Here is a 22539-nt window from a genome sequence, read left to right on the forward strand (position 1 = left end):
TCGCCATTCAGAGAAAAAATCATGACATTCAGCAAGGGAATCTGGCTGTCGGCTATCGCCGTTGCCGCTTTGGGCGTTTACTCCTCGTCGGCGTCTGCCGCAGGAGGCTCCATGTTTATCGTTGGCGGGCAGCTGGCCGATAGTCATTACAAGGGGAAGAGCACGTATAACGGGGACGAGCCTGGCTATTCCGAAGAATGGACGGAGAAAGGTAGTGACGACGTCGCCAGCTATGGCGCCTTCCTTGAGTACGGTAACAAGTACCAGACATGGAAAGGCTGGCTCGATATCTACAACTCGTCCAATACCCCGCTGTTTGATATCAAAGTCAATTATCTGCACGACAAGTACAGCGACGCAGCCGACGCCATGGTGCAACTTGGCTACCGTTTTGGGATCAATCAGTATACCCAGTTCGACCTGCTGTTAAACGGCGGCTATCAGTATATTAACTACAGCCATGATAGTGATGCATGGGCCAAGTCTGCACATGTCTGGAAGGTGGGCGCGGGTGCCGGTCTTAACGTGATGGTCGATCGTTATAACGTGCTGCGTGCTGAAGCCGGCGCCAATTACTCGGTCAACGGCAGAATCAAGATGGACGAAGGCGAGAACATGGATACCGACGACAAGTTGGATCCTTACGTCGAGCTCTCCTGGATTAATCAGGCAACCCGCTTTGCCTACATCACTACGCTCTTTTACACCCGCCAGTCGTTCAATATGGACGGCCAGCAGACATACTCGTTTGGCAGTGCCAGCGAGCGATTCGGGGAAGATGCTAAGCGCGACATTATCGGGGTGCGCTTCGGTATCGGCTTCTAAACGCTCGATGGCTCAAGCTTTGCGCCGCTGAGTGATAGTGGCGCTATAGCAAAACGGCCGGAAGTCGCCATAGGCGGCTTCCGGCCGTTGTCGTTTCCGAGAGGGCGCGGGGTGTAGAAGAGGCTAGTCGCTCAATGCATCAACCGGCTGATTAACGCGCGCCTTGACCATATCGCGGTACTGTTCCGGGGGCTTCGGCGTGAGCGAGTGCGCCGGTGGATCGACGTAAATCACCAGCAATCTGGACAGCCAGTAGCGCAGCGCCGTCATGGTGAGCATAGCGGGCCACACCTGTCGTTCGCGCGCTGTGAGCGGGCGCTGCTGCTGATAGGCGTTGAGAATTGCTTGATAGCGTTCAATATCGAGCTCGCCGTGGGCATCGCTGCACCAATCGTTGATCACAATGGCAAGGTCGAACAGCAGATCGCCGGTGCACCCATTATAGAAGTCGATCAGGCCGCTCAGGCTGTCGCCTTCGAACATTGTATTGTCACGGAATAGATCGCCATGTAGCGCGCCTTGCGGCAGCTCATTTGATGAGCGCGATGAAGGCGCCAGCTGCTCCTCGATGGTATCGAAGGTATCGAGCATCAGTTGGCGATCATCGTCGCTGAGATAGGCCATGACCTTCGGCATGTTGGCGTCGATCCAACGCAGATCGCGTGGATTGGGGCGCGAGCCGGAAAATCCCTGGCTGCAGCGGTGCATCTGCCCCAGTGCATCGCCGATGGCCGCACACTGTGCCACGCTGGGGTGCTCAGGATGGCTGCCGCCCAGTCGTGGGAACAGCAACGCTGGACGCTCAACCAGCAGCTGCAGCGCTTTGCCCTGGCGGTCGCGCAGCGGGCTGGCAATCGGCAGCTGGTGTTGATCGAGGTAGGTGAGCAAATCGACAAAGAACGGCAGTTCTTCCACTTCTCCCTGCTCGAATAACGTCAGTACCAGTCGATAGCGATCGGTGGTCACGAAAAATGTCGAGTTTTCCGTGCCGCTGGCAACTTCTTCGAGTTTTTCCAACTGGCCAACGTCAAAGCGTTCTAGAAACGCGCTGACCTGCTCATCGGTCAAAGGTGTGAATACCGCCATCGAGATTCCTGAACGTGACTGAATAGAAGTAGGGCGGAACGCTGCCGCACGTTTGCGTGCCCAGATTCTACCATCATCTCCGCTCAACACGACGAGCGTTGCGGTGAATTATTCTTGCAGTGAAGATGAAAAACGTAACATCGTGCTAATGCTACCAACTAGCGATAGTCCAACGCGGCACCACCACACGCTGGTCATCGTTCTGACGCTGGAAGTTGCCGTCGCCATCGGTATCGACCAGATAATAGGCCGGCGCGTGCGCTGGCTTGATCCTGATCGCGTAAAGCTTACCGTTAACGCGATATTCCTTCACCTCGCGGCCATTATCCTGATGGGTTGTGATATCAGGATCCGGCGCGTCCTGCTGCTGAGTGGACTGCGGTTGTTGAGGCTGCTGCTCGGCTTCAGCCTGCACGTTAGGAATAGCGGCAAGGCTAAGTGCGAGAGAGGCGCTGGCGGCAAACGCTGCACGTTGAGTTAGTGTCATGATCGTGGCCTTTAAAGTCATGCGTTAATTTGAGTGTAGGCCCAATGCGGCGGCAAGGCTATTGAGTTTGCTGAAGCTTGCGCTGCAACGGTGCTTTTTTCAGCATCATGGCACCGCAGCAAGAGGGCATAATGGATGCGCAAGCGGCCGTTTGGCTGACAGCGGATGCTAAAACTCCGCCCGCTAAGTATCATGAGCAGATAGCTTGCGTTTGCTAACGCGTTGCACGCCCTATTTTGGAGTTTCGGATGTCAGCCAAGGCCGCACCCCCCTTTGTGTTTGTCGATGGTTCAGCCTATCTATACCGCGCCTTTCATGCGCTCCCACCGCTCTCTACCAGCAGCGGCCAGCCCACCGGCGCGGTGCGTGGTGTGGTGTCGATGCTGAAAAGCCTGATGCGCGACTACCCTGACAGCCCAATGGCGGTGGTTTTCGATGCCAAGGGCAAAACCTTCCGTGATGATCTCTACAGCGACTACAAAGCCAATCGACCGCCGATGCCGGATGACCTGCGCGCGCAGATAGAGCCGCTGCACGCGTGCGTGAAAGCGTTGGGGCTGCCGCTTTTGAGTATCGAAGGTGTTGAAGCCGATGACGTCATTGGCACGCTGGCGCGCCACGCCACCGAAATGTCGCGCGATGCGGTCATATCCACCGGCGATAAGGACATGGCGCAGTTGGTGAATCAGCACATTACGCTGGTTAACACCATGAAAAACGAGACGCTCGATGTCGAAGGCGTTACCGAAAAATTTGGTATCCCGCCCGAGCTGATCATCGATTACCTGGCGCTGATGGGCGATTCCGTCGATAACATTCCCGGGGTGCCGGGAGTGGGCAACAAAACGGCGTTGGCGATGCTGCAAGGCTATGGTGCGGGCCTGAAGGCGATCTACGACCACCCCGACAAGCTGGCAACGCTGTCGTTTCGCGGCGCTAAAAGTATGGCCGCCAAGCTCGAGCAGCATCGCGATCAGGCGTTCCTCTCTTACGAGCTGGCGACCATTCGTACCGACTGCGATCTGCCGGTGTCGCTCGACGATATGGCGCTGCCAAGCCCCGACCGCGACGCCTTGGTTGAGCTATACACCCAGCTTGAATTCAAAGGCTGGCTTAACGAACTCACCGGCGACGATGCTGCCAGTGCCTCCGGCAGTACGCAGGCCGCGTCGAAAAGTAGCGCGGCATCGGCAGCGAATGCCATCGATGAAGCACTGGTGCCCGCCGACTTCGGCGCAGTGAACTACGGCGCTGTGACCGAGCGTGCTGAGCTGGATGAATGGCTGGCGCGATTGGCAAAAAGCGAGGCGTTTTGCTTCGATCTGGAAACGACCAGCCTGGCCTATATGCAGGCAGAAATCGTGGGTATTGGGGCGGCGCTAACGCCGGGCGAGGCTATCTATATTCCGGTGGCGCATAGCTACCTGGGCGTGCCAGAGCAGCTCGATCGCGATGACGTGCTGAAAGCACTCAAGCCGCTGTTGGAAAACGCGGATATCGCCAAGATTGGTCAGAACCTCAAATACGATATCGAAGTGCTGGCGCGCTACGACATTGAGGTCAAAGGCACGTTGTTCGACACCATGCTGGAGTCCTACGTGCTCAACTCGACCGCTAATCGCCACGATATGGACACGCTGGCGCTAACGCATTTGGGCCACACCACCATTAAATACGAAGAAGTGGCGGGCAAGGGCGCAAAGCAGATCACCTTCGATCAGGTCGAGCTTGCCGAGGCGGTGCCATACGCCTGTGAAGATGTCGATGTGACGCTGCGGCTGCATCAGAAGCTGCGGCCACGAGTCGATGCTGAAGGTTCGCTGGGGCGCGTGCTCGATACGCTCGAAACCCCGCTGATTCCCGTGCTGGCACGCATTGAGCGCAATGGTGTCGAAATCGATTCGACGCTGCTTGCGCAGCAGAGCCGCGAACTGGACGAGCGCATCGAAGCCCTGACCACCAAAGCCTATGAGTTAGCCGGACGCGAGTTCAACCTAGGGTCGCCCAAACAGCTCGGCGAGATCCTGTTCGAAGAGCAGAAGCTGCCGGTTATCAAGAAAACGCCCAAAGGCGCACCATCCACCGCGGAAGCGGTGCTGGAAGAGCTAGCGCTCGACTTCCCGCTACCCAAGCTGATTATCGAGCATCGTGGCCTGTCGAAGCTCAAATCGACCTACACCGATAAGCTGCCGCAGCTGACCGATCCGCACGATGGGCGCATTCATACCAGCTACCATCAGGCCGTGACTGCGACCGGGCGTTTGTCGTCCTCTGATCCCAACCTGCAAAACATACCCGTGCGCACCGAGGAAGGGCGCAAGATCCGGCGTGCCTTCGTCGCGCGCCCCGGATATCTGATCGTAGCCGCCGACTATTCGCAGATCGAACTGCGCATCATGGCGCACCTGTCCGGCGACAAGGGGCTGCTGTCGGCATTTGCTGAAAACCGCGATATCCATGCTGCTACGGCGGCTGAGGTGTTTGGCGTGGCGCTGGACAAGGTCAGTAGCGACCAGCGTCGCAGTGCCAAGGCGATCAACTTCGGCTTGATTTATGGCATGAGCGCGTGGGGGCTTTCCAAACAGCTGCGTCTGGAGCGCAATCAAGCGCAAACCTACATCGACCGCTACTTTGATCGCTACCCTGGGGTGGCACGCTTCATGGAGCAAACACGCGCCCAGGCAGCGGAAGATGGTTACGTAGAAACGGTATTTGGTCGCCGCTTGTACGTGCCCGAAATCGGCTCGCGCAATGCGCAGCGCCGTCAGGCCGCCGAGCGAACCGCGATCAACGCGCCGATGCAAGGAACCGCCGCCGACATCATCAAGCGCGCGATGATCGACGTCGACCACTGGCTCGCCCACGACTGCCAGCACGACGCCATGATGGTGATGCAGGTGCATGACGAACTGGTATTCGAAGTGCGTGAAGCCCATGCCGATGCCTTCATCGATGAAGTGAAAGCGCGTATGCAGGCCGCTGGGCAGTTGGACGTGCAATTGTTGGTAGAAGCGCAGTCCGGCAATAACTGGGAAGAGGCGCATTAACATGGCGAGGCACGGTATCCCAGCGCGCAAGGAGCAGCACGCTGCATGAGCATTCGAGCGCTGCTGATGCGTGAACTGATTCGCCAGACCGCCAAGCGGCGGTTACGCCATAGCGACGATGTGCTGGCACTGCGGCGTGCGCTGGAGCAAAAGAAGCACAACGCCAAGCCGAAGCAGTGGGCCGCCTCGATCGGCTCGCTACCGCTTGGCGAGGTGACTGCCGAACGTGTTGCCGCCGAGAACGCCGCGGCGGCCAATAGTGATGATGCCGCGCTGCTTTACCTGCACGGTGGCGCCTGGGTGGTTGGGGCGCCAGAAGATTTTCGGCCGCTGACGACGCGCTTGGTGCAGCATACGGGCGTTCCGGTGTACGTGCCCGATTACCGCTTGGCGCCTGAATATGCCTTTCCTACTGCGCTTAACGATTGTGAAGCCGCGTATCGTTGTCTATTGGAGCGTGGTATTTCGCCTCAGCGAATCGCGCTGCTGGGCGATAGCGCGGGCGGCAACCTGATGTTCGCCTTGGCACTGCGCCTCAAGCGCCTGGGGTTGCCGCAGCCAGCGGCCCTGGTAGGGCTTTCACCCTGTACCGATTTAAGCGGCAGCGGCGCTTCGTTCAAACGTAACGTGCGTCGCGATGCGCTGCTGCCTGCCGAGCGCTTGAGCGAGTGCATTAGCGCCTACTGTCCCCACCGCTCGCTGGAAGAGCCCGAGATATCACCATTGTTTGGTGATTTGGCGGATATTGCGCCAACGCTTTTACAGGTAAGTGATAACGAAATCCTGCTGGACGATTCTACCCGTATGGCAGAACGCATCCGTGCTGCGGGGGGCGAGGTCGAACTCGATGTATGGAGAGGGCTATGGCACGTTTGGCAGGTGTTTCCCCAGCAAGTGCCTGAGGCGCGGCAAGCGATTGCAAGAATTGCCGAATTTGTCATGGCGCGCTTGGCATGCAGTGAACAGGTCGGCGAATAATGGCTATTAGCACGTTGGGCAAACGCGTGACGCTTGATGCCTTGGCAAAGAGCGCTCCGTCAGCGGAGCCGTGTATTCTCGATCTCAGCGAAGAGGTGGCCGGTTACCGCGAAATAAACGCCGCTGTTGAGGCGTGGCACGCTAACGCGACAGCACCGCTCAAGGTGCGCACTCATCACGCTGCTCACCTCAGGTTTTACGATGATCTGCGTTTTTGTCGCGCGACCGCCGCAGTTGATACGCTGCTGCTATCGGCATGTGAGAGTGCCAATACCGTGGAGCTCGCGGCGATGTCGGGATGCGCCATTTGGCCGCTGATTTCGACGGCGACGGGGGTATTGTCCATCGATAGCATTGCCGCTGCGAAAGGGGTTACGCGGCTGATCATCTGCGAAACATCGCTGTCGCAGGCACTCGGGCTCGAGTCAGGCAGTGAGGGCGAACAGCGTAGCCTGGATGTGTGGCGCGCTCGGATGGTGGCGGTGTCTTGCGCGCATGGACTAGCGGCTCCCGTGCTATGGACACCCTGTGTCAGAGATGGCCGCAGTATCGAGCAGCAGTTGCAGCTAGCAGACGAGATGGGCTTTGGCGGTCAGATCGCCGAATAAACCAGCACTTCATTGCCGTTGTGGTATTGCCTCTGCCCGCTAGCGCGCTGATGCGTTATGCTGGCGTTCAGTAGGGTAAGAGCATCACGGATGCGAAAAGTGGTTAGCGTGTAGCGCGCTGTTGAAATTTGGTTTATCGCACGCATCTAGAAAACAGGTCGGGAATTCTGACAAAACGATATCTACGCACCGCGTAGACGTTTTCTCAGAGTTCCCTTGCTATCCGCAGAATCGCCAGGTTAAACAGGAGTCGGCTTGTAATGATCACAGCCAGCGAAGAGCAGAAGAAAGACAGCAATAACGAAACCTCGGTAACCACCAAGCTGGCCGAGAGCCTGGTTAATGCACGCAAAGTGTTTGTCACCGGTCAGATTGAGCAGAAAATGGCGCGTGAAGTTGTGCAGCAACTGCATGCGCTCGACTACCTCAGCCATGATCCGATCCAGGTGATCATCAGCTCACCGGGTGGTCACGTAGAGTCGGGCGACATGATCTTCGACGCGATTCGCTTCATCGAGTCGCCCGTTATCGTGATCGGTTCCGGCTGGGTTGCCAGCGCTGGCGCGCTGATCTTTGCGGCGGCGGCGAAAGAAAATCGCTATTCACTGCCCAACACGCGCTTCCTGCTGCATCAACCCTCTGGCGGTTTCCAGGGTCAGTCGAGCGACATCGCGATCTACTCGAAAGAGATCATTCGCATGCGTGAACGACTCAACCAGATTTTCGCCGATGCCACCGGTCAAGCGATTGAGCGAATTCGTGAAGATACCGAACGCGACTTCTGGCTGTCTGCTGAAGAAGCCGTCGAGTATGGGCTGGTTAAGAAAATTGTCGTGTCGGCCAAAGACATCGACTAATCCAGCGCTATACTCATAGCAACGCCCCGCCCCTGTTATCAGCGGCGGGGCGTTTTTTTGGCGTAGTTATAGTGGGGAGCGCTATCGTACGAGCGCACCTTTGACGGTTGCTTAGATTGAGCTTAGGGCTTGCTTGGCGTAACCTTCCAGCCTCATTGGGCGCTCGCGCTGCTGCGGAATTCGTCCCTCGCTTATCCAACTAAACGTCTTTCCGATATTTACCGCTGGAATCCTGAATGCACGCGCTAACAAAAAAATGGCTTAAGGGACTGATATTTACCCTGGTTTTTCTCGTCTTACTGATTACCGCCATTGTGTGGGGCCTTTATTGGCTGCAAACCGGGCGGTTCTTCCAGTCTACCGATGACGCCTATATCAGAAGCGACGCAGTAGCGGTGCGCTCGGAACTTAATGCGCGGGTGGTGGGTGTGCATGTGGAGCACAACCAGCGGGTCAAAAAAGGGCAGCTGTTGGTGACGTTGGATGACCGCGATTACGTCGATAGTCTCAATCAGGCCAACGCAAAACTGGCGGAAGCCAACGCGCAGGTTGTACAGGCGTCTCGCAACGTAGACGCAAGTCGCTCTCAGATTGCCCAATACCAGGCTCAGCTTAGTTCGAGTAAAGCGACTGAAGAGCAGGCGCTTGCGCGTTTCAACCGTACCTTGATGCTAAATAGCCGTGGGGTGGTCTCGCGCCAGCAACTGGACGACGATAGCGCAGATCGGCAGGTAGCCCATGCCAATGTGCAGAGCGGGAATGCTCAGGTAACGTCGGCCCGTCGTCAGCTTGCCGTTCAAGAGGCGGCGCTCGACTCGGCGCGCGCGAGCGTAGTATCAGCGGAAGCAGAAGTTAAAACCGCACGAACTCAGTTGAGCCGCACTCACATCTACGCTCCAGCCGATGGCGTAGTAGGAAACCGCACCGTCGAGGTGGGTACCTACGCGCAGCCGCAAATGGGCCTGTTGCAGCTGGTGCCGGTCGATTCCTTGTATATCGTTGCCAACTACAAGGAAACCCAGATCGAGGATATGCGCATTGGCCAGTCAGTATCGGTCAAGGTGGACGCCTATCCCGACATCGATTATCGCGGTGTGGTCGATAGTATCGCGCCAGCCACCGGCACCGAGTTCAGCTTGCTGCCGCAGGATAACGCCACCGGTAACTTCAACAAGATTGTGCAGCGCGTGCCGGTGCGTATTCGCCTGACCGGGCCCGCCGATCAATTGGGTCGACTGCAGGCGGGGCTGTCGGTGGTACCTGAAGTGGATACGCGCCACAAAGGCAGCAACCAACTGTATGTGCTGCCTGAACCCAACCTCAGTCTGGATGGCTCCGCCAGTCAACTGCCCAATCTATCGCCCGACCAATCGGCGCCTGATGCCAATCACGGTCACTGACCATGAGCAGTCAACACGCGGCAGGGCCGCCCACGTCAATGCCACCGCGCAGCCAGCAACTCGGTTTCTTGGCGGCGATCGTGGGCATGTTCATGGCGGTGCTGGATATCCAGATAGTCGCCAGTTCGCTGAATGAAGTGCAGGCGGGCGTTGCCGCCAGTCGCAGCGAAATTTCGTGGGTGCAAACTTCTTACCTGATTGCGGAAATCGTCATGATTCCGCTGGCGGGTACGCTGTCTCGCGTGCTCTCGACGCGAACCGCGCTGGTCATCTCGTGCGGTGGCTTCACCCTCGCCAGTATCGGCTGCGCCATGTCGACCAGCCTCTCGATGCTGATCGTGATGCGCGTGCTGCAAGGGTTTCTGGGCGGCGCGCTGATTCCCCTGACGCAAGCGGTTAGCTTCGGCATTTTTCCACGCAATCGAATGGGGTCGGTGCAGGCGGTCATGGGGCTGGTGGCAACGTTGGCGCCTTCGATTGGCCCGACCCTGGGCGGCTATGTGACCGAGCACCTTTCGTGGCATTGGCTGTTCTTGCTCAATGTGCCGCCGGGCCTGCTGGCCTGCTGGGTCATGTGGCGCAATCTCGATATCGATAAACGCGAGCAGGGCGCGTTGGGCAATCTCGATTATTGGGGCCTGATCTTCATGGCGCTGTTTTTGGGCGCGCTTGAATTCGTGCTCGAGCAGGGTAACGACGATGGCTGGTTTGGCGACCGCATGATCTTCTGGATGGCGGTGGTAAGCGGGGTGTCCTGCGTATTGTTCTTGTGGCGCGCCTTCACCGCTGAAAACCCGATTGTCGATTTGCGGCTGTTTCGCTTTTTCAATTTCTCGGTCGGCACGCTGATTATCTTCGTGCTGGGCGTGGCGCTATACGGGCTGGTCTACCTGACGCCGCTGTTCTTCGGTACCATTCGCGACTACCCCAGTGTTGATATTGGCGAAGTAATGTTCGTTACCGGTGCGGCGATGTTTGTTGCAGCGCCGCTGCTGGGGCGCTTCGGCGATAAGGTATCGCACCGTACGCTGATTCTCGTGGGGCTGGTAATGGTGGCGACCGGCACCATCATGAACGCCAACCTGACTGCTCAGTCAGGGTTTCACGAATTCCTGTGGCCGCAAATCATTCGCGGTGTCGGCATGATCGCCTGCATCATTCCGGCCTCTCGCATCACCATTGGCATATTGCCAGCGAACAAGATAGGCGAAGGTGCCGGTATGTTCAGCCTGATGCGTAATCTCGGGGGCGCGGTGGGGCTGGCGATGATCGATACTATCCTCGACATGCGCGATCATTACCATTGGCAGCAGCTTATCCCCGCCGTTAACGATGGACGTCAGGCGGTGCTGGAGCGTATCACCCAGTATGAGCAAATATTCCAGGGGGTGACTGCTGACCCGCACACCTCTGCTATCCAGCTACTGGCCCGTAACGTCAATATTCAGGCGCAGGTACTGGCGTACAACGACATCTTCTTGTGGATGGGACTCCTCTATATCCTGCTGATCCCGTTGGCTTTGATAATTCGCTCCCCCTCCCGTGCATGACGATTTGATCTGCGGTACTCTCAAAGTATAAGGATTCGCAATAAACGGCGGATCTTTACCAAAGCAATAAACAAACGAGAGAGAAAAAACTATGTCAACGACTGCACGAGTCAAGGAAATTCTTGGCTGGTACGAGAGCGATAATCCGGGTACCAAAGCCAACCTTGCGCGCTTTCTTAATCAAGGCAAGCTAGCGGGCACCGGCAAACTGGTTATCCTGCCGGTCGACCAAGGCTTCGAGCACGGCCCTGCGCGTTCTTTCGCGGCCAATCCCGCCGCTTACGATCCGCACTATCACTTCAAGCTCGCCATCGATGCAGGTCTTTCAGGTTACGCAGCGCCGCTGGGCATGCTGGAAGCGGGCGCCGATACCTTCGCTGGGCAGATTCCGCTGATTCTGAAAATGAACAGCTCCAACAGCCTCGCGGTGCAGAAGGATCAGGCGATTACCGCCAGCATTGATGACGCTCTGCGTCTAGGTGCGTCGGCCATCGGCTTTACCATCTATCCTTCTTCCGACTATCAGTTCGAGCAGTTCGAAGAAATCGCTGAGCTGTCGCGCGAAGCCAAGGCTGCGGGACTAGCCGTGGTGATCTGGAGCTATCCGCGCGGGCCTGAGCTCGACAAGCCCGGCGAAACAGCGGTGGATATCTGCGCTTACGCTGCCCACATTGCCGCATTGCTGGGTGCGCATATCATCAAGGTCAAACCGCCGACCGAGCATCTCAGCCTGCCGGCGGCCAAGAAAGTCTACGAAGAGCAGAAAATCGACATCTCGTCGCTGTCAGCACGCGTGCGTCACGTCGTGCAGTCGTCCTTCGACGGTCGCCGCATCGTGATTTTCTCTGGCGGCGAAGCCACCGACACAGACGGCCTGATCAATACGATCGAGGGCCTGGCAGATGGCGGTGCCTTCGGCAGCATTATTGGTCGCAACACCTTCCAGCGTCCGCGTGAAGAGGCGCTGCAGTTGCTCGACCAAATCGTCACCATCTTCAAGGACCATGCCTGATCGCTAAGCGGCGATAGGGTAAAGGGCGTAGCGCTTTCGAGCGCTGCGCTTTTTTTTGCGTGGAAAAAGTGGCTGAGTACGAGTGCCGAGTCGATCGATGATTCCCAGTAAGCTGCCTGAGCTTCGTGAGCGGTTAGCCCACGGCTATAGCTACAGGCGCGCAATTGAATAGCGGTACTGTAAGGGCGGCGAGGAAGAAGCGCCACGCGACCGCTATCTTTGGCATAATGAATCAGCCCTTCAGGATGGATACGTTATGACGTCACCAAGTGCCGATCTCTGTTCTTCACTGCAGCAGTTGGATACCCGCCTCGCCTCAGTGGGATTTCGTACCTTGCTGTGGTGCGACTCTCCCAGCGACGACACGATTGCAGCGCTGCTTGCGCATTACGGTGCGCGCGCGCTGTGGGTGGCGAATCAGCGGCCCGAGCAGGCGCCCGACATTAGCTGGGTCCAGCCCGGCCAAGCGCAGCGTCGGTTAGGCGAGGAGACCGATGCTGTGCTGTTTGACGCGCGCGAGGGCATGGACGCAGATGCCTTTGGCGCGCTCTCAGGCACCTTGAAAGCCGGCGGTGTGTTCGTGCTAATCACTAGCAACGTGAGCTTTATTGGCCGCTCCGGCAAGCGTATGCAGCGCTTGCTCGAGCAATCCTCGGCCATCGCGCGCTTGCTCAACGGGCAGCTGACTTTACCTGGCTTCGATAACGCCCCTCAGTGGCAACCCGAGCGTGATAGCGAAGGGTATCTCAGTAGCGATCAGCGCCACGCCGTGGCCGCTCTTGCCTCGCTTAAACGCCGCCGCCCGCTGGTGCTAACAGCCGATCGCGGTCGTGGCAAAAGCGCCGCGATGGGTATTGCAGCAGCGCAGCGCTTACGTGAGAAAGGCGGTACGCTGCTAGTGACGGCGCCCGCCTTCGCTTCAGTGGAGTCGTTGTTTGCTCAGCTTGAGCAGCATGCGCCGGAAGGTCAGCGTGAAGGACACAACTTCGTGCATCCCGATGGTGAGGTACGCTTTCTCGACGCGCTCGCCTTACAGCAAGCCTTGGAGAGTGCCCACCCGCCCGGCGGCGATGGCAGTCTGCTGTTGGTCGATGAAGCAGCGGCGCTGCCGGTAAAGCTGCTGAAACAGTGCGTTGAGCGCTTCCCGCGTATTGCTTTCGCGACCACCACCCACGGTTATGAGGGCAGCGGTCGCGGTTTTGCCATTCGCTTCCGCGATTATCTCGAGCAGCGCACGCCTGACTGGCAGGCGCTGACATTGGATACGCCGGTGCGCTGGGCGCAAGGCGATCCTCTGGAAGCCTTGACCAATCAGCTGTTGTGTCTGAATGGCGAGGTGCCGGAAGGGCCGTTGCAGTTTGACGAAGTGCGCATCGAGCGCATCGATCGCGACCGTCTGGCGGCCAGCGATGCCGCGCTGAACACCCTGTTTGGTCTGCTAGTAACGGCCCACTATCGCACTGCGCCGAGCGATCTGACGCGACTGCTTGACCAGCGCCCGATCTCAATCTGGATTGCGCGCGACAACACACAGCTGCTAGGCGTATGCGCCAGCGTCGACGAAGGCGGCTATACGCCCGATATGGCCGAGGCGGTAACGCGGGGCGAGCGACGTTTACCGGGCGAACTGCTGCCTCAATCACTGGCGCTGCACGAAGGGCTGAAGCAGGCGGCCCAACTGCGCTGGCGCAGAATCATGCGGATTGCCGTGCACCCTGCTGCGCAGCGGCGTGGTATCGCCAGAAAACTCGTCGATGCAGTGGCGCTGGATGCCGCCAGTAAAGGCGTGGCGCTGCTGGGGGCGAGCTTCGGTGCTGAAGCTGGACTGGTGCATTTCTGGTCGCGTCTAGCCTGTTTACCGCTGCGCCTTGGTCTGCGAGCCGAACGCTCTTCCGGTGAGCACGCGGTGATGGTGGGGCGCGCGCTCAATGCCGAGGGCGCCAGCCTGTTTCGGCAGTGCCGTCAGCGCTGGGCGCTAACGCTCGAGGAGCGACTCGCGATGGAACTGCGCGAGCTGGATGTGGCGCTGGTTGATCGGCTAATGCTGCCCGATGCCATTCCTTCCTCGCCCGAACTCGTGAGTGCACTCAAGCGGCTTGCTCAGGCGCATGCGCCGCTTACCCCCTATCGCACCCTGCTGAAGAGCCACTGGGGCGGCCTGCGTGAGCACCTCGACAGCGATGCTCGGCAAGGGCTGCTGGGAATGCTCTACCAGGGCAAGGACGAGCGCTGGCTGGCACGTCGTTTCGAGCAGAGCGGGCGCGCCGCCGGAGAGGCTCTGTGGCGTGAGTGGTGCGCGCAAATGCTCAAACCAGTGCAGCCGGAAGAGTCATGAAGGCAGTCTCGCTATAACCTAACCACGTAACCAGATGCCATTTCGTTAAGGGCATCGGCGCTGACCACGCGTTACAGTAGTGATCGATATTTTTGTCAGGAGAGTTGCATGTCTAACGAAGCCCCGGTCGGGAACCCCAACGAACATCTGGAATCACTATCGCCAGCGCCGATTTGGCACTTTTTTCGTCTGCTGTGTAACACTCCGCGCCCTTCTTACAAGGAAGAAGCGATCCTGAGCAAGATTGAGCAGTTTGCGGAGCAGCGAGGCTTCAGTTCCGAGCGTGATGAAGGTGGCAACCTGTTGGTGAAACGCCCCGCGACGCCCGGCTACGAGCAAGTGCCGGTGGTGACGCTGCAAAGTCACGTCGATATGGTCGCGCAGGCCGATGTCGAACACGATTTCTCGAAGGATCCCATCCTGACCGAGGTGCGCGATGGCTGGCTGTGGGCCAAGGGCACTACCCTAGGCGCTGATAATGGTATCGGTGTGGCGGGGGCGTTGGCGGTGTTGGCCGACGACGAGCTGGTTCATGGCCCGCTGGAAGCGCTGTTCACCGTGGAAGAAGAAACCTCGATGGGCGGCGCATTGCGGCTTGCGCCCAACTGGCTACAAGGGCGCTATCTGCTCAACATGGACTCCGAGGACCGCGGCGAGGTCTATATCGGCTGTGCGGGCGGTGTGCACGTAAAAATCAGCGAGCACTTCGTCGAGCATGAACTGGACTCGCAGTGGACCTTCCTGACACTTTCGGTAAGCGGTCTTAACGGCGGCCACTCTGGCGTAGAAATTAATCAGCAGAAGGGCAGCGCCAACCAACTGCTGCCGCGTGCTCTGCTGGCAGTGCTTGATGCGCTTGAAGAAGGCGCTGTCGCTATCGCGTCCTATCGTGGCGGCGAAATGAGCAATGCCATTACCCGCAGCGCTAGCGCGGTGATCGCAGTGAAAAACGCCGATGTGGCGGCGATTTCAGCTCAGGTGGCCGAACTGGAAGCAACGCTCAAGCAAGAGCTGGCCGAAGTCGACGCTGGGGTTGTCGTGACGGTTAGCGACGAAGTACCCCGTCAGGCCGCGCTATCTGCTGAAGATTCAGCGCGTTTCATCAGGCTGCTTGGCGCACTGCCATACGGCGTTGAGCGCTACAGCGATGAGGTGCCCGGCGTTGTCGAGACGTCCAATAATATCGGTATCGTTGAGCTGGAAGGTGGACGTCTGAGTCTCGACGCCATGGTGCGCTCGCTGCGTGATAGCGCTGCGCTGGCATTGGCGGCTCGCATCGAAGGTCTGGCCAGACTGGGCGGCTTCAGTGCTGAAAGTAGCTCGTTCTATCCGGGCTGGAATCCGATTCCCCATTCGCCGCTGCTCACGCGCTTCTGCGATATTCATACCCAGGTCGAAGGCCACTCGCCAGAGGTCAAGGTGATCCACGCTGGGCTCGAGTGCGGCATTATTGGTGCCCAATATCCCCACCTCGAAATGATCTCGTTCGGGCCGACCATCAAAGGGCCGCACTCTCCCAGTGAGCGGGTTGAGCTGGCCGCCGTTGAGGCGTTCTGGGGGCTGCTGCGCGGCACTATCGAATCGCTCGCCAAGGACCCGCTGCCGGCATGAGCCAACGCCCCGGGCGGCGCTGGGCGTGCCCATCGCTGGCAGTGCCGATGGCCACCGGCGACGGTCTATTGGTCAGGCTGGCGCCGTGGCGCGAAGGGGCATCTTCAGCGCAACTGGTACGTTTGGCCGAGCTGATCGAGCGTTATGGCAACGGCGATATCGACCTCACCCAGCGTGGCAACCTACAAGCGCGTGGTTTCAGCACCGCCAGTGCCAAGCGCTTTGCTGCCGAGCTGAGCCACGTTATGCCGCAGGCTGAGGCGCTGCCAGCGGTAACGCTCGAGCCGAATGCTCAAGGTGGCGCACTGCTTGTGGCACTGCGCGATCGTCTTGTCGAGCGCCTATCGGCGGTACCATTGCCACTCTCGCCCAAATGCTCGGTAGTGATCGAAGAGCAGGGCCGCTATGGCGTGGGCGGGTTGAGTGCCGACCTTCGGCTGCGGATTACCAGCGATGGCTACTGGCTGGGCGTTGGCGGCCGCGCGCGCGAGGCGCGCTGGTTCCGCAGTGCTGAGCAGCATCCTGATAGCCTGCTCGATACCAGCATGGCGCTTTTGACACTGCTCGCGGAAGGCGGCAGCGGCCAGCGCGGACGCGAGCTCAAGCACGCTGAAGCGTTGACGACGCTGCTAGCACAGCAAGGCGCGACGCCAGCGCTGCCGGCTATCGATGGCCAGCCAAGCGAGCTGGGTAGCGGTGTCGACGGTTCACTGTTGGTGGCAGCGCCTTACGGCGCACTCGATGCCGCCACCTTGAGAGCAGTGGGCGAGTGGTGCGCAATGGCTGAGGCAACGCTGTGGCCGCTGCCTCAGCGCCGCTTGCTGCTGTTGCCGCAGCAACCATTGCCCCCTTCCCGCGCACTAGCCGAACTCGGTGCACTGGGGCTGATTACCCATCATGATGATGCTCGACTCGCTATCAGCGTTTGCCGCGGCGCGCCTGGCTGTGCGGCAGCGCACATGCAGACGCGTCCGCTGGCGAATACGGTGGCAGAGGTGATCGCGTCCAGCGGTGGACGGATTCGCCCGGTGCATGTATCGGGTTGTGCCAAAGGATGTGCTCGCCCCAATGATGCCGCGCTGTGTCTGGTCGGGGAGGACGAGTCGAGCATTGCGGTAGTGCCTAACGGACTTGCCCACGATGCCCCCGTCCAGCAACTTACCCTGAATAACCGTAATCTTGCAGCGGCGCTGCGAGAGTTAGTTGTTCAGCGCTGATGTTTGACGGCTGATTCAGTACAATTCCTGCCTGAGTTAACGTGCCCTTATTACCTGGTGTGGCTTAGCGCCGAACCGAGAAAAGAGTTTCCGTTCGATGATCAACGAACGCTATGAATACGAGCGTGACGGCCTGGCCATTTACCAGCGCTCCTTTGCCATTATTCGCAGTGAAGCGAATCTCACCCGTTTCGATACGCTGGAGAGCCATGTCGCGGTGCGCATGATCCACGCGTGCGGCGTTGTTGAGCTTGCCGAGCATATCGAGTTTGGGCACCAGTTTGCCCAGCATGCGCGCCATGCGCTTCAGCAGGGTGCCGCTATTCTTTGCGATGCTGAAATGGTCGAGCGCGGGGTAACGCGCAAGCGATTACCCGCTGACAATCCAGTGCTGTGTACGCTGCGCGACGAGCGCACCGCAGCGCTGGCTCAGCAGCTTGGCACTACCCGCTCGGCAGCCGCCATGGAGCTATGGCACGAGCACATGGAAGGGGCGCTGGTGGTGATTGGCAATGCGCCAACGGCGCTGTTTCATCTGCTCGAAGCCATCGAGCGGGGCGCGCCGCGACCAGCCGCAGTGATTGGCGTGCCGGTCGGCTTTGTCGGAGCGGCCGAGTCGAAGCAAGCGTTGGCAGCAAGCGCGCTGGCATTGCCTTATGCCGTTGTGCACGGGCGCATGGGGGGCAGCGCAATCGCCTCCGCAACCGTTAACGCGCTGGCGAGTGATGCATTATGAGAGCAAGGAGTGAGGGCTCTGCGGCGGCTGGCACGGCGGCGCAGTCCGTGGCGAACTGCGGTACGCTCTATGGCGTTGGCGTGGGGCCCGGCGATCCTGAGCTGATGACAGTGAAGGCCGTTAACGTGCTCGCCAAGGTCGATGTTGTGGCGTACTTCGCCAAGGCCGGCAATCACAGCCATGCGCTGGGCGTTGCCGAGCAGCACTTGTCCCCCGGTGTCGAGCGATTAGCGCTTTATTATCCCGTCACGACTGAAATACATCGCCACGATCCGCGCTATCAGGCGCTATTGGCTGATTTCTACGCAGACTGTGTAGCCCGTCTGGTGCCGTATCTGAACGCTGGTCGCAGCGTGGCCGTTATTGCCGAAGGTGATCCGCTGTTCTTTGGTTCCTACATGCATCTTCATACGCGCCTGGCCGGCCGTTATCCCACCGAAGTTGTTCCCGGAATTAGCGCGATGTCAGCCAGTTGGTCAGCGGCGCAGCTGCCGATTTGTCAGGGCGATGACAGCGTGACGGTGATCCCTGGAACGCTGGATTCCGAGCGGCTACGTGAGCGTATCGAAGGCTGCGATGCGCTAGTGATCATGAAAATCGGGCGTCATTTAGGACGCGTGCGAGAGGTGCTAGCCCAGTGCGGTAAGCTTGAGCGTGCACTTTATATTGAGCGCGTTGCTCAGCCGCAGTGCCGAATCATGCCGCTTGCACAGCAGCACGACGATCACGCGCCTTATTTCTCATTGATACTGGTGCCAGGGTGGCACGAACTGGGCTTCGACTCGCCGCTATTTCACGCCTCGACAGAGCCATCATCATGAGCACCGGTAAACTCAGCGTTATCGGCATTGGTCCGGGGGCTACCGAGCAACTGACCGAAGCGGCGCGTGCGGCACTGGAAGAAGCCGAGCTGCTTTACGGGTACGGCCCTTATTTGGCGCGCCTGGCGCTGGCCGCGCACCAGCGTGCGGTGCCTTCCGACAATCGCGTGGAAGCGCAGCGCGCACGGCATGCCCTGGATGCGGCTGTCGACGGCCATCGGGTGGTGATGGTATCAGGCGGTGATCCGGGCGTTTTTGCCATGGCAGCGGCGGTGTGTGAGCAGATCGAAGCGGGGCCTGAAAGCTATCGTCAGGTAGAACTGGCTGTGGTGCCGGGCATTACCGCGATGCTTGCCGCCGCCGCTGCCTGCGGTGCACCTCTCGGGCACGACTTCTGCTGTTTATCGCTGTCAGATAACCTCAAACCATGGGAATTGATCGAGCGTCGGTTAGCGGCAGCGGCAGACTGTGGTCTGGCAATGGCCTTCTACAACCCAATTTCCTCTTCCCGCCCGTGGCAGTTGGGGCGCGCATTCGAGCTGTTGCGAGAATACCTGCCCTCCCAGACACCGGTCATCTTCGCGCGTGCGGTAACGCGCCCTGATCAGCGCATTCGCATCGCACGGCTTGCCGATGCGCAAAGTGACTGGGCGGATATGGCGACCATGGTGATTGTTGGCTCACCGGCGACCCGGGTGGTGGAGCGCGATGGGCAGCCGGCGCTGGTGTATACGCCGCGCTATGCCTGACATTTATGATGAGAAGGCAGGCCGCGCAGCCAATCAACGGCAGCCTTGATGCTGGAGACGGTCATCATAGGTGGACTGGGCGGGCGCGCCACCATAATGACTGGTATACCCAACTCGCGCGCGGCGGTTAGCTTCGCTTTGACTGAATCCATACCGCTATTCTTACTGACTACCCGATCAATGGCGTAGGCTTCCATCAAGGTGATTTCGTCTTCCAGCGAAAAAGGTCCGCGACAGCGTATGCTGGTGAGGTTGGGTAGCGGAAGATCGGCGGGAAGCGCTTCGATACTGCGCACTATGTAGTGGTGCTGCGGAGCTTGCGCGAAGGTGGCCAGCTGTTGACGCCCTGTGGTGAGCAGCACGGTACGCGGTGTACTGCCCAGCAGTGCGGGCACTGCCTCCAGCGAAGGCACGGTGTGCCAAGCGTCGCCCGGCTGCGGTTGCCAGGGCGGCGGCAGCAAGCGTAGCAGGGGCACGTTCGCGCTAGCGGCGGCTTGCGAGGCATTGAAAGGCATACGCGCGGCAAAGGGATGGGTCGCGAGTACCAAGGCATCGATGGCCTGTTCGCGAAGGTAGCGTGCCAGCCCTTGTGCACCGCCAAAGCCTCCACGCCGCGTTGGCACCGATTGGTTAATCGGCGTTTGCGTTACGCCTGCCAGAGAAAGACGCACATCCAACTGCGGCGCAATCTGCTGTGCGAGCAAGCGAGCCTGCGCGGTGCCGCCAAGAATCAGTACGCGTGTCGCCATGTAAGGTAGGACCCAAAGGATATTAAGGCTTGTATCACTGAAGGGCTTAAGTGCCTTCTCAGGTAACTGCTAAACAAGCCTTCCAAAAGAGTAATCGGTAGTGATCAAGGATAACAGTGCCACCGGCGCGACAGCGAGCGAACGCTCGGCGTGGCTGACCATTATGGGTATCAACGAAGATGGTATCGACGGGCTGAATCCGGTGGCGCGCAGCGCATTGGCGGCGGCGCGGGTGGTATTTGGTGGTAAACGCCATCTGTCGCTGGCGGCGCCTTTGATTCAAGGCGATAGCGAAGTATGGCAGTCGCCTATCGAGAGCAGTGTCGAGCGTATCCGTCAGCTTGCGGGGCAGTCGATTGTGGTGCTGGCGTCTGGCGATCCTTTCCTTTACGGCATCGGTAGCGTGCTTGCCCGTGCGATTCCTGCGGCTGAGATGCAGGTGTTTCCGGCTCCGTCTGCCTTTAGCTTGGCCTGCGCGCGACTGGGCTGGGCGCAGCAAAACACCAGGCTGGTGTCGGTGTGCGGGCGGCCGCTAGCGCAGCTCGATTCGGCCTTGCTGCACGGCTCACGCGTGATGGTGCTGTGCGCGGGAGCAGAATCTCCGCGTCAGATAGCGGAGTATTTATGCCAGCGCGGCTATCAGCACTCCCGTATGACGGTGCTCGAAGCGTTAGGTGGAGCGGATGAGCGGGTGCGCCATTACGTAAGGCTCGGTGCCTTCGACGACAACAATATCCACCCGCTCAACATGGTGGCGCTCGAGCTTTCCAAGGTTGGCTCAGGGCCTAGCGAAGCTGCCGCTAGTCTGGCTCCCGGCCGCCCCCGAGATGACTTTCTTAACGACGGGCAAATTAGCCGTGAAGAAATTCGAGCCACTGTTCAGGCCAGACTCGCCCCGCAGCAGGGCGACTGTCTCTGGGATATCGGGGCGGGTTCCGGGGCGGTTGCGATAGAGTGGTTGCTGCTGGATTCGTCGCTACGCGCAGTAGCGGTAGAGCGTCATCCTGAGCGTTGTCGGCGTATAGAAGCGAACGCGCAACGTTTTGGTGTAGCGGATCGGCTGACGGTAGTGGAAGGTGCCGCGCCCGGCATTATCCATTCGATAACCGCGACGCCAAACGCTGTTTTCATCGGCGGCGGTGCCAGCGCCGAGATGGTCGAACGTATGACTGAAATGCTCGAGCCCGCAGGCCGCTTGGTGACGAATAGCGTCACGCTTGAAAGCGACGCGTTGCTGACCGAGAGCTATCGCCGGCTTGGCGGCACTCTTTCGCGCTTCAGCATCGAGTGCTGTGCGCCGCTGGGTGCGCTAACAGGCTGGGAGCCGGCGCGTTCGATTATGCAATGGTGCTGGCAGAAGCCGGACAGCCACGCGGAGCCGACGCTATGACCGTTCATTTCATTGGTGCGGGCCCGGGGGCGGCCGATTTGATAACCGTGCGCGGGCAGCGCCTGCTTGCAGCGTGCGATCTGTGCCTGTACGCCGGTTCTACGGTTAATCAGGAACTGCTCGAGTATTGTTCGGCTTCCGCTCGAAAGGTGAATACGGCATCGCTCGATCTTCAGCAGCTCGAACACGAATATATGTGCGCGTGGCAGCAAGGCCAGCAGGTGGTGCGGCTTCATTCTGGCGATCTATCGCTTTATAGCGCGCTCGCAGAGCAGTTGAGAGTGCTGGAACGCCTCGGTATTCCCTACACCCTAACGCCGGGCGTTCCGGCATTCGCTGCTGCTGCGGCAGCCATTGGACGCGAACTAACGCTTCCCGAGGTGGCGCAAAGCCTAGTACTAACGCGGCTTTCTGGCCGGGCGTCGAAAATGCCCGAGGGCGAGCAGCTTGAGCATTTTGCCAAAACGCGCGCAACGCTGGCGCTTCACCTAGCTATTCATCGCCTTGATGAAATTGTTGAGCGCTTGCGTCCTTTTTACGGCGAAGATTGCCCCGCCGCAGTGGTGTATCGCGCCAGTTGGGAAGAACAGCAGATAGTTACGGCACCGCTTGCCAAGCTCGTTGAAGCCTGCGCCCAGCACCGTTTTGAGCGTAGCGCACTGGTGCTGGTGGGCCGGGCATTGGGCGAGGTGGAGTTCAATAATAGCGCGCTTTATCGCAGCGATTACTGCCGCCGATTTCGCTGAGCGTATACGCCGCCAAAAATTATCTTCGAAAACGCCTTGCAAAGCACCGAGATGGTGCGTAAAGTACGCCTCCACCGCTGGGGCAGGTCCTCAGCAGTGGGAAGTTAGCGGATTTGTTAAGCCGTTGATTTCCGGAGGTAAAGCGCGGTGTTGTTGAGCTAACGGAAACGTTAACGAAAGCAAAAAAGCGATTGACTTCCACACCGGATTGCGTAGAATACGCATCCACTCGAACGGGGCACGGTTTAGCGCTTCAGTTCGACGCTCTTTAACAAATCGATCAGACAATTTGTGTGGGCGCTCGTTTCGATTCGGACGGCAACGTCACTCACCAC

Annotated in this window: 19 protein-coding genes; 16 read left to right on the forward strand and 3 right to left on the reverse strand. The window is 59.2% G+C overall.

Annotated features, from left to right (window positions below; genetic code table 11):
• Window positions 1–21 precede the first annotated feature (21 nt).
• Window positions 22–825, forward strand: coding sequence for a hypothetical protein (locus R84865_RS12325; RefSeq protein WP_435633333.1), 804 nt, complete (start codon window positions 22–24; stop codon window positions 823–825).
• Between the two features lie 123 nt (window positions 826–948).
• On the opposite strand, the gene R84865_RS12330 is transcribed toward R84865_RS12325, so the two are convergent.
• Both R84865_RS12330 and R84865_RS12335 read right to left on the reverse strand, forming a co-directional pair.
• Entirely contained in the window at window positions 949–1911 is a 963-nt protein-coding gene (locus R84865_RS12330) for a homoserine kinase (protein ID WP_435633332.1), read from the reverse strand.
• Between the two features lie 151 nt (window positions 1912–2062).
• Window positions 2063–2398, reverse strand: coding sequence for a DUF2782 domain-containing protein (locus R84865_RS12335; protein WP_435633331.1), 336 nt, complete (start codon window positions 2396–2398; stop codon window positions 2063–2065).
• A 248-nt stretch (window positions 2399–2646) separates the two neighbouring features.
• Between R84865_RS12335 and polA the strand changes: the two genes are divergently transcribed.
• From polA to R84865_RS12400, 13 genes are all read left to right on the forward strand, one after another.
• The gene (polA, locus tag R84865_RS12340; RefSeq protein WP_435639814.1) at window positions 2647–5445 is read left to right on the forward strand and encodes a DNA polymerase I; all 2799 of its coding nucleotides are present in this window, start codon (window positions 2647–2649) and stop codon (window positions 5443–5445) included.
• Window positions 5446–5490: 45 nt separating this feature from the next.
• Window positions 5491–6423: an alpha/beta hydrolase gene (locus R84865_RS12345; RefSeq protein ID WP_435639815.1), complete on the forward strand. Its 933-nt coding sequence runs from the start codon at window positions 5491–5493 to the stop codon at window positions 6421–6423.
• A complete protein-coding gene (locus R84865_RS12350; protein ID WP_435639816.1) occupies window positions 6423–7031 on the forward strand; it encodes a hypothetical protein in 609 nt (202 codons plus the stop codon). Before R84865_RS12345 ends, R84865_RS12350 begins: the two co-directional genes overlap by 1 nt.
• 260 nt (window positions 7032–7291) lie before the next feature.
• Window positions 7292–7888, forward strand: a complete 597-nt coding sequence (locus tag R84865_RS12355; RefSeq protein ID WP_435633327.1) for an ATP-dependent Clp protease proteolytic subunit — start codon at window positions 7292–7294, stop codon at window positions 7886–7888.
• A 236-nt stretch (window positions 7889–8124) separates the two neighbouring features.
• The gene (locus tag R84865_RS12360; protein WP_435639817.1) at window positions 8125–9288 is read left to right on the forward strand and encodes an HlyD family secretion protein; all 1164 of its coding nucleotides are present in this window, start codon (window positions 8125–8127) and stop codon (window positions 9286–9288) included.
• Between the two features lie 2 nt (window positions 9289–9290).
• Entirely contained in the window at window positions 9291–10838 is a 1548-nt protein-coding gene (locus tag R84865_RS12365; protein WP_435639818.1) for a DHA2 family efflux MFS transporter permease subunit, read from the forward strand.
• Window positions 10839–10929: 91 nt separating this feature from the next.
• Window positions 10930–11850 carry a class I fructose-bisphosphate aldolase gene (locus R84865_RS12370; protein WP_435633324.1) on the forward strand — a complete coding sequence of 307 codons (921 nt, stop codon included), beginning with the start codon at window positions 10930–10932 and terminating at the stop codon, window positions 11848–11850.
• A gap of 256 nt (window positions 11851–12106) precedes the next feature.
• A complete protein-coding gene (locus R84865_RS12375; RefSeq protein ID WP_435639819.1) occupies window positions 12107–14185 on the forward strand; it encodes a GNAT family N-acetyltransferase in 2079 nt (692 codons plus the stop codon).
• A gap of 108 nt (window positions 14186–14293) precedes the next feature.
• On the forward strand, window positions 14294–15796 hold the full coding sequence (gene pepD, locus R84865_RS12380; protein WP_435639820.1) for a beta-Ala-His dipeptidase: 1503 nt from the start codon (window positions 14294–14296) through the stop codon (window positions 15794–15796).
• On the forward strand, window positions 15793–17013 hold the full coding sequence (locus R84865_RS12385; RefSeq protein WP_435633321.1) for a ferredoxin-like domain-containing protein: 1221 nt from the start codon (window positions 15793–15795) through the stop codon (window positions 17011–17013). Before pepD ends, R84865_RS12385 begins: the two co-directional genes overlap by 4 nt.
• Window positions 17014–17110: 97 nt before the next feature.
• Window positions 17111–17749, forward strand: coding sequence for a precorrin-8X methylmutase (locus R84865_RS12390; RefSeq protein WP_435633320.1), 639 nt, complete (start codon window positions 17111–17113; stop codon window positions 17747–17749).
• A complete protein-coding gene (locus R84865_RS12395) occupies window positions 17746–18570 on the forward strand; it encodes a precorrin-2 C(20)-methyltransferase (protein ID WP_435639821.1) in 825 nt (274 codons plus the stop codon). Before R84865_RS12390 ends, R84865_RS12395 begins: the two co-directional genes overlap by 4 nt.
• On the forward strand, window positions 18567–19319 hold the full coding sequence (locus tag R84865_RS12400; RefSeq protein ID WP_435639822.1) for a precorrin-3B C(17)-methyltransferase: 753 nt from the start codon (window positions 18567–18569) through the stop codon (window positions 19317–19319). The genes R84865_RS12395 and R84865_RS12400 overlap by 4 nt, the downstream gene beginning before the upstream one ends.
• Here R84865_RS12400 and R84865_RS12405 read toward each other — a convergent pair.
• Window positions 19310–20068 (reverse strand): cobalt-precorrin-6A reductase, encoded by a 759-nt coding sequence (locus R84865_RS12405; RefSeq protein ID WP_435639823.1) that lies wholly within the window; start codon window positions 20066–20068, stop codon window positions 19310–19312. The two genes, R84865_RS12400 and R84865_RS12405, sit on opposite strands and share 10 nt — an antisense overlap.
• Before the next feature lie 100 nt (window positions 20069–20168).
• Here R84865_RS12405 and cbiE point away from each other — a divergent pair, with 100 nt between their 5' ends.
• On the forward strand, window positions 20169–21458 hold the full coding sequence (gene cbiE / locus R84865_RS12410; RefSeq protein ID WP_435639824.1) for a precorrin-6y C5,15-methyltransferase (decarboxylating) subunit CbiE: 1290 nt from the start codon (window positions 20169–20171) through the stop codon (window positions 21456–21458).
• Window positions 21455–22204 (forward strand): precorrin-4 C(11)-methyltransferase, encoded by a 750-nt coding sequence (cobM, locus tag R84865_RS12415; RefSeq protein ID WP_435639825.1) that lies wholly within the window; start codon window positions 21455–21457, stop codon window positions 22202–22204. The genes cbiE and cobM overlap by 4 nt, the downstream gene beginning before the upstream one ends.
• Window positions 22205–22539 lie beyond the last annotated feature (335 nt).

It is taken from the genome of Carnimonas bestiolae (genome assembly GCF_051251145.1).
Classification (GTDB): Bacteria; Pseudomonadota; Gammaproteobacteria; order Pseudomonadales; family Halomonadaceae; genus Carnimonas; species Carnimonas bestiolae.

Bases quoted from the DNA above. Each gene is read 5' to 3' on its own strand.
- R84865_RS12325 (WP_435633333.1), top strand. From the start codon at position 22: ATGACATTCAGCAAGGGAATCTGGCTGTCGGCTATCGCCGTTGCCGCT.
- R84865_RS12330 (WP_435633332.1), bottom strand. From the start codon at position 1,911: ATGGCGGTATTCACACCTTTGACCGATGAGCAGGTCAGCGCGTTTCTA.
- R84865_RS12335 (WP_435633331.1), bottom strand. From the start codon at position 2,398: ATGACACTAACTCAACGTGCAGCGTTTGCCGCCAGCGCCTCTCTCGCA.
- polA (WP_435639814.1), top strand. From the start codon at position 2,647: ATGTCAGCCAAGGCCGCACCCCCCTTTGTGTTTGTCGATGGTTCAGCC.
- R84865_RS12345 (WP_435639815.1), top strand. From the start codon at position 5,491: ATGAGCATTCGAGCGCTGCTGATGCGTGAACTGATTCGCCAGACCGCC.
- R84865_RS12350 (WP_435639816.1), top strand. From the start codon at position 6,423: ATGGCTATTAGCACGTTGGGCAAACGCGTGACGCTTGATGCCTTGGCA.
- R84865_RS12355 (WP_435633327.1), top strand. From the start codon at position 7,292: ATGATCACAGCCAGCGAAGAGCAGAAGAAAGACAGCAATAACGAAACC.
- R84865_RS12360 (WP_435639817.1), top strand. From the start codon at position 8,125: ATGCACGCGCTAACAAAAAAATGGCTTAAGGGACTGATATTTACCCTG.
- R84865_RS12365 (WP_435639818.1), top strand. From the start codon at position 9,291: ATGAGCAGTCAACACGCGGCAGGGCCGCCCACGTCAATGCCACCGCGC.
- R84865_RS12370 (WP_435633324.1), top strand. From the start codon at position 10,930: ATGTCAACGACTGCACGAGTCAAGGAAATTCTTGGCTGGTACGAGAGC.
- R84865_RS12375 (WP_435639819.1), top strand. From the start codon at position 12,107: ATGACGTCACCAAGTGCCGATCTCTGTTCTTCACTGCAGCAGTTGGAT.
- pepD (WP_435639820.1), top strand. From the start codon at position 14,294: ATGTCTAACGAAGCCCCGGTCGGGAACCCCAACGAACATCTGGAATCA.
- R84865_RS12385 (WP_435633321.1), top strand. From the start codon at position 15,793: ATGAGCCAACGCCCCGGGCGGCGCTGGGCGTGCCCATCGCTGGCAGTG.
- R84865_RS12390 (WP_435633320.1), top strand. From the start codon at position 17,111: ATGATCAACGAACGCTATGAATACGAGCGTGACGGCCTGGCCATTTAC.
- R84865_RS12395 (WP_435639821.1), top strand. From the start codon at position 17,746: ATGAGAGCAAGGAGTGAGGGCTCTGCGGCGGCTGGCACGGCGGCGCAG.
- R84865_RS12400 (WP_435639822.1), top strand. From the start codon at position 18,567: ATGAGCACCGGTAAACTCAGCGTTATCGGCATTGGTCCGGGGGCTACC.
- R84865_RS12405 (WP_435639823.1), bottom strand. From the start codon at position 20,068: ATGGCGACACGCGTACTGATTCTTGGCGGCACCGCGCAGGCTCGCTTG.
- cobM (WP_435639825.1), top strand. From the start codon at position 21,455: ATGACCGTTCATTTCATTGGTGCGGGCCCGGGGGCGGCCGATTTGATA.